This is a genomic window from Sphingomonas aurantiaca (assembly GCF_003050705.1).
Lineage (GTDB): Bacteria > Pseudomonadota > Alphaproteobacteria > Sphingomonadales > Sphingomonadaceae > Sphingomonas > Sphingomonas aurantiaca.
Genome location: NZ_QAOG01000007.1, coordinates 39,884 through 53,330, shown reverse-complemented (window position 1 = coordinate 53,330; position 13,447 = coordinate 39,884). Strand labels below are relative to the sequence as shown.

The window sequence follows — 13,447 nt, the reverse complement described above, 5'->3', positions numbered from 1 at the left end:
TCATGGGGCGCCTTCTTACCCTTGTGGTCGCCACCGCAATCGGTGCGATTGTACCCACCGGGCTCGATGCACAGATCGTCGACTATGCTGCGTTGGGTGACGCCTTCGGTGAGCCGATTACGACCAGCGTGACTGGCAAGCCTCAGCGAGCGTCTGAAGCTCCCGCCTCAATTACTATTATTTCGCATGACGAGATCGAGCGGTCACCAGCCCGCAGTGTACCGGATCTCTTGAAGGCTTATGCCGGAATTGATGTCAATCGCTGGACCGCGGGCCAGAGTGACGTTGCCGTTCGCGGCGGTGTCCAGACCTATAACGCCAGGCTACTTGTTCTAGTCGACGGGCGACAGGTCTATCTTGATCATTACGGCATGACAAACTGGAACCTACTTGGTGTGCAGCTCGATGACATCCAGCAGATCGAGTTGGTCCGAGGTCCTGCTACTGCGCTGTTTGGCTTCAATGCCGCCAGTGGTGTCGTCAACATCATCACCACTAACGCTGGTTCAGATCCGCATCTTGGTGCAACTGCAGAACTTGGTACCCATAGTTATACCCGCATTGGCGGATCGTTCACCATACCTGTTAGCCCAACTATCGGCTTGAAGGTAACTGGCGGACATCAAAAGGAAGACGAGCGCGCGATCCCAGGCGCACTTTACCAGCCGCCACGTACATTGGGCATCTATGCCGATCAGGTGAGCGCGACGCTGGCAATTCAGGCTGGCGCCTCAACCTCCATCGAACTTAATGGTGGGCTGACCGGCAACCGGCAACTGGAATTCTTGCCGAGCCAGATTCTGACCGAGCAACGGTTCCGCAATCAGACCGCCGGACTACAGGTGAACCACGACACCAACTGGGGCAATCTCTCTGGCCGCGTCTACACTAATTGGTTGCAGGCGGACTATGGGATTACCACGCCCATTTCTGACCCCTACAGCAGCGTTGCCGATCTTCGTACGAGCAACCGCATCACCGTGATGTCCGCGTCGGCGCTCGTTAGAATAAGCGCGGCAGACACCCTTCGAATTGGTACCGAATACCGCAACAACCAGCTCGGCTCCGACAGTCTGTTTTCACATCGCATTGGTTATCAGGTTGCAGCGGTCAGCGGAATGATCGACATTCGTCCGCTTGCCCGCCTCTCGCTGACGGGCGCTTTGCGGCTCGATCATCTTTGGTTGGGTCAGGGGGGGGCGCCGGCAGCACCTCAGATTGATCCTGCCTCAGCCTATAACCGCACGATTACGCCGGTCAGCTTCAACGCCGCTGCAACCATCCAGGTCAGCGAAAATGGCCGGTTCCGGGTTAACGGCGGACGTGGCCTGCAGTTGCCATCGCTGATCGGCTTTGGCCTACGCGTGACCGTTCCGGCGCCTGAAGTTCCGATCCCGGTATATCTAACTGGCGATCCCCGTCTTGCTCCAGTCACCGTCTGGAGTGCTGAGACGAGCTATTCGCATAGCTTGGCGTCAGGCCTAAGGTTTGATGCATCCCTCTTTTATACCCGGACCGACAAGTTGATCGCCTCGCCAGGGGGGTCTGTTGATGTAACGGTAGTGCTGACACCGGAACCGATCGCCGTCACTCGGTTTGCCAACGTGGGAAATTTTGAAAGCTACGGCGTTGAGCTGTCAGCGTCCGGTAAGATCGCGACCAACTTCGGTTGGTCATTTAACTACAATGTGACCCGGGTGGATGAGAACATCCCGGCCAACCGTAATACCACCTTCTATGCTCTCTTTCCTAAGGCGGCCACACCGCAGCATCGGGCCAATCTGAGCCTCGATTATGCCGCAGGTGGATGGTCAGCGACCACATTGGCGCATCTCACAAGCGCCAGTCGCCAAAGCAGTTTTCTTCCGTCGACAGAATTGGCGATGATACGCGTACCGGCAGCCATTACGGTCGACGCTAAAATTGCCCGGATGCTAACACCAAGGGTGTCGATCCATGTGGCAGGAGAAAACTTGACACAGGCTCGTGGTGCTTACGGCTCTCCAATACCGGCCGATCGTCGACTTAGATTGGGAGTAAGTGCCAAGATATAAGCTAAAACGTAGCTGGTTGCATGATGAATGGTCGGAAGGGCGACGGTTTCGCTCCCCATCGATCGACGTTCTTGATCATCACCCCACCTGTTCGAAACCACACGATTTTCGATGGCATTGCCCAGGCCAAGGACGCCGCCATTAATCCGGGCTCAGCGTGTGCGACAAACCCTGTCGCTTTGCCTGAGTAGGCGGAAACCCGATTTTGAAGGTTTCACGTCACTTCCGATCGTTAGCGCAGAACTCGGTCTCTTCTATCTAAACTCCTTATGAACGAACCGAGCTTGCGTATCGTGGCGGTATCTCGCTGAGCGCCGCCGGAGCAATGCTGGCGGTTGCGCTGCTTCTCGTTTGGTCTTGGCTCCGCCGAAAAGCTCCGCGGGGCTTGGGCGCTCTCTTGCCTAATACCCATGGACGTAAGCGACGGTCTGTTCGATACGACCGGCAAGGAACGGCACGGCGCGGGCTAGCTGCTCGCATACTCGCTCGACAGCGGCCCTCGGAGCTCGAACCCTGTCGTTTACCGAATGGGCACCACCTTGGCGCCGGCCGCGACGGCAACCTCCTTCCACGCGCGGTCCGCAGTATAGGCCGGTACGCCCAAGCGCTTTGCAAGCGCCAGGCAGAACCGGTCGCCCAAGGAGAGCCCTACCGAACTGGTGACGGCCCGAAGTACGCCGGCGTCCCAGCCAAGCGCATCGTCCGCGGCCACGACGGCGTACGGCAGCGCTCCAAGCATGGCCCGGACTTCCTCGATCGGCGCGCCCAGGTGGACGAAATGGCTCACCACCTCCGCCTGGTTGAACACACCGACCGCCGCGTCCGCCACGACCCCGGCCACCTTACTTGCTCCACGCTCCCCCTTAAGCAGAGCGATGACCGCAGAGGCGTCGAGCACCGCGCTAGTCATTCGCCGCTGTCCGCGCGGCGGTTGGCGAGAAAGGCGTCGACCGACGCATCGGGATGGCTCGCATATTTCTTCGCGATCGCCTGCGCGCGCGCCACGGCTTGGGTAACGGTACGCAGCACGACGCCTTCGTCCGTTTCCTCGAGTAGGACCGCTCCGCCGCCTTCAAGCCCCAAGCGTTTGCGAATGGCTGCCGGCAGGCTCATGCGTCCAGTGGCAGTGATGTTCACTAGTAGCGTCATGAGGCAAGTAAGCTCGCTTTTGGCAAAGAAGGCCTTCCTTACCACATTTTTTGAGACGACACAGCAGGGGTCGACGGTTCCCGCCCGGCGTTAGCTGACACGCATCCTAATTAGCGATAACGCTGATTCCCGCTAATTACATGCTGGCGCAGATTCTGGTGATCGGTTAGCCCGTTTCGCGGATAAGGGCGGTCTCATCCACCGGCCGGTTGAATCAACGTGCGGCGTAGGAGGTCGGCTTGCCCGATGACGACATTGATGATGCGGCTCGCGTCAACCGCGCGGACTTGGACGCGATCGTGGCTGACGCGCTGGTCATCGTTGATCAGGTCCAGTCGCTCGAACCCTATCTCCCGCAACTTGCCCCCCAGGATCGCGAGCGCGTCGACGACTATGTCCGCCGCGCGTCGGCCGACGCGACACTGCGCGCCTACAAATCGGACTGGCGGTTGTTCTGTGCGTGGTGTCAGGAGAGCGGCTATCGCCCGCTTCCCGCGACACCGGAAACCGTCGCCGCATTTCTGACGTTGCTGGCCGAACGCGGATACAGTCCGCAAGAACTTCGCAGGACGAAGCGCGGAACCGTGCTGCCGCGGAAGGAGCCAACGCCACTCGGCCGGGCGACGATCGGCCGGCGGCTTGCTGCCATCGTATTCGCGCACCGAGCCGCCGACGTCGAGCCGCCGACCTCGCAGCCAGACGCGGCGCGCTTAGAGCGCGCCATGCGCGGCATCCGCAAGGACAAGCGTGGCGAACTGCCCGGGAAGAAGCGTCCTGCCGACGGCGACGTTCTGCGCGACATGGTGCGCGCAATCACGGGTGAGGATCTTCGCAGCTACCGCGACCGCGCTCTCCTTGCGATCGGGATGGCCGGAGCGTTCCGCCGTTCCGAGCTCGTGGCAATCACCGTGGCGCGTGTAAGCGGGGATAGCCGCGGACTGCTAGTGCGCATCGCCGCATCGAAGACTGACCAAGAGGGCAAGGGTCACACCGTCGCGATCCCCGACGGCCGCAGGCTTGAACCAGTGAGGCATTACCGCGCCTGGCTCGAGCAGGCAGGCATCACCAGCGGGCCGGTATTTCGCAAACTGACGCCACAGGGCCGGCTAACCGACAAGCCAATGAGCGCTCAAGGGGTGGCGTTGGTGGTAAAGGCGGCTGCGCTCGCCGCGGGATACTCGCCGGAGTTGTTCTCAGGCCACTCTCTCCGCGCCGGGTTCCTTACCGAGGCCGGTCGCCAGAACGCCAATTTGTTTAAAATGAAGGAGCATAGCCGGCATTCATCTTTAGAAATGGTAGCGGAATATGTGCGGGATCATGAGCGGTTTCGCGAGCATGCGGGCGAGGGATTTTTGTAACTACGACCCAGAACCGGACGTTCACGCGCCCTTCCCCTCTATCCAACTCCAGACATTCGTCGCCTAATCGCGTTGGTTGCAAGAGGTTTATGAGATGTCGTTGCCGAGAGCATGGTCGTCTTCGCGGTCGACATAGGCCGCCGCATGATGGGGCTTCGCGGGTAACCCTTCCAAGGTTCATCACGCACTTCATTGCCACGAAGGCATAAGGTGCAACGAATGTCGCGGAATGGATCAGCCTACGTCCCAGCAGGACGTCTCGTGGCGCCTTGCGACGCGGACGAGCTCGGGAATTTAAGCTGCGGCGGATTTCTCCCTGAACGGTTCACCGGTGATCAGCATGCTATGCATGATGACGGCAAGCTTGCGGGCAACTGCGACCGTGGCGCGTTTGAAGCCAAGCCTTTCTCGCAGCTGTAGCCCCCATTTGCGTAGATCGCATTCGGATCGGCTGCGCGTGAGGAGGACTGTTGCGGCCTCGTAAAGGAGTCCGCGCAGGTGGCTATCACCGCGCCTGGAGATGTGACCGTCATAGTTGATCTCGCCAGACTGATAGCGCCGCGTCGTCAGCCCGACGAACGCTCCCACCGATCTCGAATGCTTGAAGTTGGCGGGCTCCTCGATCGCGCTAACGAACGACGTGGCGGTCACAACACCTACACCGGGGATCGACATCAGCAGCTGGCAGGCGGCGTTGCGCCGCGCATCCGCGAGAAGCTTGCGTCCGAGCTCTGCGGAGCGGAGGCGAACTGCGTGCCAGGCTTCAAGCAGCGGACGGATGATCTGCCCCAGGTCTGTATTGTCAGCCAGCAGCGCATGAACATGATGCTCGAACTTGCTGCCCGTCACAGCGGGAACGATGAGACCGAACGTCTTCATCAGGCCCCGGATCTGGTTCGACAGCTCGGTACCAATCCGCACGAGGCGAGTCCGTGCTGCTACCAGCGTGCGAGTGAGCATGCTGTCGAAGCTCTTGACCCGCACTTCCTTGTAGAACCCGACCTCAGCCAGATGCGCCAGTCCGTCGGCATCGTTGGCGTCGGTCTTGTTCGCTGCCATGTCGAGAGCGGCTTTGGCATGGCGTGCGTCGATACAGATCGCCGGCACCCCTTCGGCCGCCAGCGCGTGAAAGATCCAGACCGAGAGCGGGCCAGTCTCGAATACTACCCGCTTGGGTGCCGACGCATGCTTGCGGATCAATGCCGCCAGAAGCTGTGGATCCGAGGGACACTTACCACGCCAAACACGCTTGCCGTCACGCCGAATGGATACGGCAGTCTCTTTCAAGGAAACGTCTAGCCCGATATACTCGTCCATAGCTGTTCTCCATCAGATGCTTGGGCCCGGCTTCGGATCGTGAGCCCGTACTTCTACCTTATCGGGGAACAGCCACTAGCTTCCATCGTGAACGCTAGGGCTTCGCTCCCGCGATTACCCCATGTTCATCACAGCGCTGGCTGAGCCTGGCGAATGATCGTCCGTCATGGATGGGAAGGATTTTGGCGGTCGGCCCGACAGCCGAAGCGACCTATACGGCTGGTCGGATCAGCACTACACCCTCTCTGCAAGCAGCGAAGCGTTAGGAAGTTATGATGAGTCGTCGGACTTTCCCCGTTGTGGTCGCAATCGCCGTTGTTGCCCATAGCCCTGCAAGTTCGGCGCAAAGTCTAATTTCAAAAAAATACATCCTAGACCGCAAAAAAAGCGATGACGCTGCGCGAATGATCACGAACGCTGCTCCCAGCCCGCTCAACATTAATTGGCCAGAACTTCGTAGGAAAATATACAAGTCCAGTCTGCCCACGGACAATTTCAGGATTACAATCGTAGCAGGTCAAATTTCGATCAGCGACGACAGCCCTAGGCCAATAATTCATGTTTTTTCAGACGATGGATCGATGAAATGGAAGATAAATGACGGCCAAGTTCTCGATGTATCAGCTAAGCTAGCTGGCGAAGATATTGAGATAAGGTATATCGGCGACGGATATGAGCGAATGACGGTTTATCGCAACGTTGGGCAGAGCCTAGTAGCGGAGTCTACCATTACCAGTCCAATGCTGTCGGTGCCAATTCGCTTCAAAAGCATCTACGCTTAATATGGGAGCGATATACTGCAGAGGTGGTAAACTGGCTATCTCATGCTCCGGCTATTAGCGAATGTCCGCAACTGGGCGGATGCGCCTCATCCGACACCTTCCGCCCAGACCCAGATGCGGACACTCAGCGACTTCGTCACCTATCTAAACTTCAGACGCTTGTTCAGGTGAGGCGATCGATGAGCCGGCGGCCGCACCTGTCGGACTGAGCGAACGATGGATGCCCTTGTACGAAAAGTTAATCGGCCTTGACCGGATATGTCAGGTACGATCTTCGATAATGAGCACGCTGGCGCGCCGCTGCTCGGCTCCTTCGATCGCCCAGTCTTCCGCCTGAGCAACCGTCTCATGGTCGCGGTCCTCCATCAACCCCGACATTGAGCCTTCAATTTTTAGGTTTGCGCGAACGCGGCCGCTATGCGCCTGAGAGAGCATCAGGCGCGCCACGGTCGCGTTTGCGGGGTACTTTGGGACGCGCAAGATTTCCATGGACCGTGATTAGCAGAGCTGGAAGAAGTGTGCGAGCCAAGCCGGTGCCGTAGCGGCGCGGACTGGACCAAGCACGCAGATCTTTGGGCTGGAATCATGTTGACGCTAAACGACAGCAAGTGTCGCCGAAATGGCTAGTGCGCGCGAGGTATCGGTCTTCGTGTCGTATTCACATCTGGATGATGAGTTCAGGAAGCGCTTCGAGACTCATATGGCGCAGTTGCACCGCGAAGGCGTGCGCACCTGGTTCGATGGCGACATAACCCCCGGCGCCGAGCTCGATCCCAACATCAGGCGGGCATTGAAGCAGGCGGACATCTTCGTCGCGCTGGCGAGCCCGAACTATCTGGCTTCGCGCTATTGCTTCGAAACCGAATATGGCTTCGCGCTGCGCAAAGCGTCCCGCAAGAAGCTCTTTGTCGTCGTCGTCCTGCTGCGCCAGTGCCAGTGGCGGCACACTCGCATGGCTAAGTACAAGCTCTTGCCGAGGGACGCCAAGCCGATTGACCAATGGGCGCGCCGCGGCGACGCGTGGGAAAATGTCGTCGAGGGCATCAGGACGGTTGTGAAGCAATTTCGTCTGGCGTCGCAGCCGCCCGACGCACCCAAGAAAACAAGAGCCCCCGCCCAGACGCGCGCCACTAAAACGAAGCCGCTCGGTGTGCGGCCACGGCGGGTGACGAGCGGCAAGGCGGCGTCCGCGGCCAAACCCAAGCCGACGCGCAGCCTGAAGCCTGCCGGGAAGCGGACGCGACCGATCAAGCCGCGCGCATCCTAGCTTGCTTCGCTCGCCCGCCCTCCTTCACAAGGTTGCACAACCAAGGATCCGCCATGCACGGTAACGACCCCGAACTGCCACTGCTTGAGGAGCCGTGCGGCGCCTGCGGCGGAAGCGGTGATGCACCGCCCGGCAACGGCTATGAGATGCGCGCCAGCTTCAATTGCCCGAAGTGCAAAGGGCATAAGCTTGCTCCAACCGCTGCGGGCCGCACGCTGCTCGATTTCGTCAAGCGTCGTTTGAACCTGTCCGAACCCGAAGCGACGCGATCGCTATTCGGTTAGGTGGCGCATCGCCCTTCTCATCGCGAGCGTGATCGGGGCCGCCGAGACGACAGGACCCAGAAGCGGACGCTCGGCGTGTCCAACAGCCTACCCAGCTTCGGTCATTCGTTCATCGCGAACGATTACGCCTTCGATTACGCGGAACGGTACTCTTTGGTTACGCACCTCACTAGCTGCGAACGCCCGTTCAACGTTCGGTTCTCTCTCAACGCGGCGATCCCGATCGAGCCAATCCACGACTGGATCGAGTTGCTAACCGGCTTGGACTGATCGTCCTACTGCCCATATGATGGCAAAGAGCCATACACAAAAATGGCGTTCGGGAGAGTGTGGACGTGGCGATTTACGAGCATGACGTGAAGCCGCTCGGCGGCAAGCCGACCAGGGTTCGGTACGGCATCATCGCGCTGATCTTCATCATCACGTCGCTCAACTATGCGGATCGTTCGACCTTTTCGATCGCCGGCAGCGCGGCAGCGCACGACCTCGGCATCTCTACCGTGCAGACCGGCTTCATCCTGTCGGCCTTCGCCTGGGCCTATGTGCTCGCGCAGATTCCCGGCGGATTGCTGCTCGATCGGTTCGGGACGCGGCGGGTCTATGCCGGCGCGATCGCACTCTGGTCACTGCTGACCGCTATGCAGGGGCTGGCGGGGCTGGTCGCGCTCCCCGTACTGGCGATGCTGTTCGCGTTGCGCTTCATGGTCGGCGTTGCCGAGGCGCCGTCGTTTCCGGGCAATGCGCGGCTCGTCGCGGCTTGGTTTCCTGGCAGCGAGCGTGGCACCGCATCGGCAGTGTTCAACTCCGCGCAGTATTTCTCGCTGGTGGTGTTCGCGCCGCTGATGGGCTGGCTGGTCCACGAGCATGGCTGGCGCAGCGTGTTCTGGGTGATGGGCGCGCTCGGCCTGGTCGCAACCGCGGTGTTCTGGCTGTTCATCCGCAGCCCGGTCCGCCACCCCCGCATCAACCCCGCCGAACTCGCGCTGATCGAGGCGGGCGGCGGGCTGATCCACATGGAGGAAGGCGCCGGCGTGAAGCAGGTGTTCAGCTGGCACAATGTCCGCCAGCTGCTCGCCAACCGGATGCTGCTCGGCATCTATCTCGGTCAATATTGCATCAATGTCCTGACCTATTTCTTCGTGACGTGGTTCCCCATCTACCTCGTCAAGGAACGCGGTTTGAATATCATGGAGGCGGGGATCGCCGCCGCTGCACCGGCGCTGTGCGGGTTCATCGGTGGACTGGTCGGTGGGTATCTGTCGGACACGCTGCTGCGCCGCACCGGCTCGCTCGACATTGCGCGGAAGACGCCGCTGGTGATCGGCATGCTGCTCGCGACGCTGATCATCGCGTGCGTGTTCGTCGAGGCGGAATGGCTGGTCATCACGCTGATGGCGGTCGCGTTCTTCGGCAAGGGCGTGGCCTCGCTCGGCTGGGCGGTGATGTCCGACGTCGCGCCGCGCGAACTGTCGGGGGTGGCGAGCGGGATCTTCAACATGTTCGGCAACGTGGCGGGGATCGTCACGCCGATCGTGATCGGGTTCATCGTTGCCGGGACCGGATCGTTCGACGGCGCGCTGGTGTTCGTCGGGCTGCACTGCCTGCTGACAATCTTCGCGTTCCTGGTGGTGGTGGGGCCGATCAAGCGGGTCGAGCTGAAGGCGTAAGACGCTTTAGCGCGGTATCCAACTGAGTGTACCGGCTTCGGCGGTCTGAACTGCGACTGCACCAAAAACTCTCCGTCACCCCGGACTGGTTTCGGGGTCCACGGTCCCGCGAACCAATCCCTTTAAATGATGCGGCACCGTGGATGCCGGAACGAGCCCGGCATGACGGAGAATGTAGCCGCGTGCCGACTGACGATCGGTCCTAACCGAGCGTATCGAGGCAGAGCTGGCGCATCGGGGCCAGCGCCGGGTTCGAATTGTCGCGGCGCCATGCCATCACCAGCTCGACCGGGTTTTCCGGTTCGGTCTGGATCGTGCGGAACTGGACGTCGGTCATGTGCAGGCTGGTTGCCGCCTGCGGCACGATCGCCGCGGCGAGCCCGGCGCGGACCAGACCGAGCATCGAATGGATCTGCGTGACGTGCTGGACATAGTCGGGCTCGGCGCCCGCGTCCGCGAACAGCTTCAGCAGCATCTCGTGGAAATAGCCGGCGCCCTGCCGCGCGTACATGATCAGCGGCAGGCCGTCGAAATCGGCGGGGACGAGCACGCCCCTCGCCTGCCGCGGATCGCCCGCGGGTAGCGCTGCAATCAAAGGTTCACGCAGGACGCAGACCGACTCGAACTCGTGGCGATCGATCGGCGGGCGGACGAACGCGACGTCGATCAGCCCGGTGACGAGCGCGTCGACCTGTTCGGACGTGACCATCTCGCGTAGTTCGAGCGCGATGTTGGGGAGCCGCGCGATCGCCTGCGCGACGATCCGCGGCATCAGGTCGTAGCCCGACACCGCGGTGAAGCCGATCACGACGCGCCCCGCATCGCCGCGCGCCACGCGCCTTGCGGACAGCGCCGCGCTTTCCGCTAGGCGGAGGATACGGCGCGCCTCGATAAGGAAAGCGCTGCCCGCGGGTGTCAGCCGCACCTGGCGGCTGGTCCGTTCGAGCAGCATCACATCGAGGATGCGTTCGAGCAACTGGATCTGTCGGCTGAGCGGCGACTGCGTCATGTTGAGACGCTGCGCCGCGCGGCCGAAATGCAGTTCCTCGGCCGCCGCGACGAAACAGCGGAGCTGGCTGAGGTCGAACATGGCCGACATCTATAGAGTGCCGGCCACTAGAATGTCACGCCGCGCGCTTGACCGCGGCGGGCGTTGCCTTGGCGATCAGTACGGCGAGATCGCGCTCCTCTTCCGCGGTCAGATCGGTCAGCGGGGTACGCACCGGCCCGGCATCGCGGCCGACGACCCGCATGCCCGCCTTGACGATCGACACTGCATAGCCGCGGCTGCGGTTGCGGATCGCGATATAGGGCAGCACGAAATCGCGCAGTTCGGCCTGCACCTTGGCATGATCGCCGGCGCGCACCGCCTTGTAGAAGTCGAGCGCCCATTCCGGCATGAAGTTGAAGATCGCCGACGAATAGGTCGTGACGCCCATCGTCAGATACGGCGTCGCGAACGTCTCCGCGGTCGGCAGACCACCGATATAGGTGAGCCGGTCACCCATCCGCGAATGGACCCGCGCCATCAACTCGATGTCGCCGACGCCATCCTTGTAGCCGACCAGATTGGCGTTGCGCTCACATAGCCGCGCCAGCGTCTCGTCGTTCACGATCGCATTGTCGCGGTTGTAGACGATCACCGCGAGCCCGGTCGACTTGCACACCGCATCGATATGCGCGGCGAGGCCTTCCTGGTTGGACGTGGTCAGATAGGGCGGCAGCAACAACAGCCCGTCCGCGCCGACCCGCTCGGCACCGCGCGCGATCTCGCAGGCGATCGCGGTGCCATAGCCGCAGCCCGAGATCACCGGCAGTTTGCCCTTGGCTTCGGCGACGGCTGCGGCGACGACGTCGACGACTTCGGTCGGAGTCAGCGAGAAGAACTCGCCCGTACCGCCGGCTGCAAACAACCCGGCCAGCTCATGCTCGAGCATCCACGCGCAATGCGCGCGATACGGATCTTCGAGGAACGCGCCCGCTGCGTCGAAATGCGTGACCGGGAACGACAGCAATCCGCCGCCGATTGTCTTCGCCACGTCTGTAGGACCAAATGCCATTCTATGCTGCCTCCCCTGCCGCGCCGAACCTTGTCCGCCGGCGCTGGATCACTAATCACCGGGTCTATGGCAGCGGTATCACGCGGTCCATTCCAAAGGCGCAATCGATCGATGCCGTGGTTAGCATGATCCAGCATGTGCCAGTCGCGACGACGCTTAAGCAGCCGTGCCTGGTACCAAACGGGATGGGATCACCATTCGTCTGGTCCCGAATTGCATCGAACGATCCAGGATTGGCAATGGAATTCGGTCCAGTCCGGATGCAATAGGCATCGTCCGGGCCAGAGATGCCCGGACCGGACGGACGGAAACATCTGCCGCCGACATCGAGGGGAGGACTGGATGCATCGTCGCACGTTCATGCTGGGTACCGGTGCCGCCGCTTCGCTGTCGGTGATCGGCGAGGCCGCAGAGGCGCAGACCCGCCAGACGCAGTCGCGCCGCCGCGCGACGCCGCCCGCCGCGAGCCAGTACCGCATGAAACTGGGTTGCCAGAGCATGCCGTCCACCGACGCGCATTTCGAAGTGTTCGCACGCTACGGCGTCCGCAACATCTCCGCGCGCGCCACGATCGCCGATGGGCGGATGTACCCGACCGTCGCCGAACTCACGACGCTGAAACAGATGGCGGAGCGCCACGGGCTGAGCCTCGACATGCTCGAACCCGAAATCCTCAACTCCACGCATATCGACCGCGAGAAGCACCCCGGCATCATGCTCGGCCAGGACCCCGATCGCGAGCGCGAGATCGAGGCGTTCGCGACCACCCTGCGCAACTGCGCCGCGGTCGGCATCCCCTGCGTCAAATACAACATGAGCCTGCTCGGCGTGCTGCGCACCGCGCCCGTCGAGGGTCGTGGCGGCTCGAAATATTTCGGCTGGGACCTGGCCAAGGCCAAGCCGCCGACCCCGCTCACCCGCGCCGGGCGGGTCGATGCGACCGAGTTCTGGAAGCGCATCACCTATTTCCTCGACCGGATCGTGCCGATCGCCAACGAGACCAAGGTGCGGATCGCCTGCCACCCGCAGGACCCCGGCACGCCGCCGGGCGGCTACCAGGGGATCGACAACGTGCTCGGCACGATCGAGGGCCTCAAGCGCTTCGTGCTGATCAACGAGAGCCCGTATCACGGTCTCAATTTCTGCCAGGGCTCGGTCTGCGAGAATCTCACCGACCCGGCCAACCAGATCTTCGATGTGATCCGCTGGTTCGGCGAGCGCAAGAAAATCTTCAACGTCCATTTCCGCAACATCCACGGCGCGCGCAACAGGTTCAACGAGACCTTTCCGGACGAGGGCGACATCGACATGGTGCGCGCGCTGCGTACCTATGCCGAGGTCGGGTATGACGGGATGATCATGCCCGATCACGTGCCGGGCATGGACGATCCGCTGGTCGTCGACGGCAAGCCGGTCTGGACGCCGCGGGCCGAGAATTTCGCCTTTTGTTACGGATACATCCGCGGGCTGCTGCAGTCCGCGCAACGATCGGCCTGAAGGCCGTCACAC

12 protein-coding genes are annotated in these 13,447 nt (G+C 61.5%); 6 read left to right on the top strand and 6 right to left on the bottom strand.

The annotated features are described in order from the left end of the window. Positions 1 to 2 precede the first annotated feature (2 nt). Complete coding sequence (locus tag C8J26_RS17270; RefSeq protein WP_107959458.1) at positions 3 to 2,054, top strand: TonB-dependent receptor plug domain-containing protein; 2,052 nt, start codon at positions 3 to 5, stop codon at positions 2,052 to 2,054. A 520-nt stretch (positions 2,055 to 2,574) separates the two neighbouring features. Here the strand turns inward: C8J26_RS17270 and C8J26_RS17265 are convergent. Together C8J26_RS17265 and C8J26_RS17260 are read right to left on the bottom strand one after the other, a co-directional pair. Next, positions 2,575 to 2,964 carry a type II toxin-antitoxin system VapC family toxin gene (locus C8J26_RS17265; protein WP_107959457.1) on the bottom strand — a complete coding sequence of 130 codons (390 nt, stop codon included), beginning with the start codon at positions 2,962 to 2,964 and terminating at the stop codon, positions 2,575 to 2,577. Continuing rightward, complete coding sequence (locus tag C8J26_RS17260) at positions 2,961 to 3,203, bottom strand: AbrB/MazE/SpoVT family DNA-binding domain-containing protein (protein WP_107959456.1); 243 nt, start codon at positions 3,201 to 3,203, stop codon at positions 2,961 to 2,963. The genes C8J26_RS17265 and C8J26_RS17260 overlap by 4 nt, the downstream gene beginning before the upstream one ends. Before the next feature lie 239 nt (positions 3,204 to 3,442). On the opposite strand from C8J26_RS17260, the gene C8J26_RS17255 reads away from it, so the two are divergent. After that, a complete protein-coding gene (locus C8J26_RS17255) occupies positions 3,443 to 4,561 on the top strand; it encodes a tyrosine-type recombinase/integrase (protein WP_244185373.1) in 1,119 nt (372 codons plus the stop codon). Positions 4,562 to 4,855: 294 nt separating this feature from the next. On the opposite strand, the gene C8J26_RS17250 is transcribed toward C8J26_RS17255, so the two are convergent. Beyond that, entirely contained in the window at positions 4,856 to 5,878 is a 1,023-nt protein-coding gene (locus C8J26_RS17250) for an IS110 family RNA-guided transposase (RefSeq protein ID WP_107959455.1), read from the bottom strand. Between the two features lie 1,043 nt (positions 5,879 to 6,921). After that, positions 6,922 to 7,149 (bottom strand): hypothetical protein, encoded by a 228-nt coding sequence (locus C8J26_RS17245; RefSeq protein WP_107959454.1) that lies wholly within the window; start codon positions 7,147 to 7,149, stop codon positions 6,922 to 6,924. 130 nt (positions 7,150 to 7,279) lie between these two features. Here C8J26_RS17245 and C8J26_RS17240 point away from each other — a divergent pair, with 130 nt between their 5' ends. The 3 genes from C8J26_RS17240 to C8J26_RS17225 all read left to right on the top strand — a co-directional run bounded on the left by C8J26_RS17240 (position 7,280) and on the right by C8J26_RS17225 (position 9,878). Further along, entirely contained in the window at positions 7,280 to 7,927 is a 648-nt protein-coding gene (locus C8J26_RS17240; RefSeq protein WP_107959453.1) for a toll/interleukin-1 receptor domain-containing protein, read from the top strand. A gap of 53 nt (positions 7,928 to 7,980) precedes the next feature. Further along, on the top strand, positions 7,981 to 8,211 hold the full coding sequence (locus C8J26_RS17235) for a hypothetical protein (RefSeq protein WP_107959452.1): 231 nt from the start codon (positions 7,981 to 7,983) through the stop codon (positions 8,209 to 8,211). A 335-nt stretch (positions 8,212 to 8,546) separates the two neighbouring features. Then, positions 8,547 to 9,878 (top strand): MFS transporter, encoded by a 1,332-nt coding sequence (locus C8J26_RS17225; RefSeq protein ID WP_279628954.1) that lies wholly within the window; start codon positions 8,547 to 8,549, stop codon positions 9,876 to 9,878. A 202-nt stretch (positions 9,879 to 10,080) separates the two neighbouring features. On the opposite strand, the gene C8J26_RS17220 is transcribed toward C8J26_RS17225, so the two are convergent. Beyond that, the gene (locus C8J26_RS17220) at positions 10,081 to 10,968 is read right to left on the bottom strand and encodes a LysR substrate-binding domain-containing protein (protein ID WP_107959558.1); all 888 of its coding nucleotides are present in this window, start codon (positions 10,966 to 10,968) and stop codon (positions 10,081 to 10,083) included. Positions 10,969 to 11,002: 34 nt separating this feature from the next. Beyond that, positions 11,003 to 11,938, bottom strand: a complete 936-nt coding sequence (gene kdgD / locus C8J26_RS17215; protein ID WP_107959450.1) for a 5-dehydro-4-deoxyglucarate dehydratase — start codon at positions 11,936 to 11,938, stop codon at positions 11,003 to 11,005. Between the two features lie 342 nt (positions 11,939 to 12,280). Here kdgD and C8J26_RS17210 point away from each other — a divergent pair, with 342 nt between their 5' ends. Beyond that, the gene (locus C8J26_RS17210) at positions 12,281 to 13,435 is read left to right on the top strand and encodes a mannonate dehydratase (protein ID WP_107959449.1); all 1,155 of its coding nucleotides are present in this window, start codon (positions 12,281 to 12,283) and stop codon (positions 13,433 to 13,435) included. Positions 13,436 to 13,447: the final 12 nt, after the last annotated feature.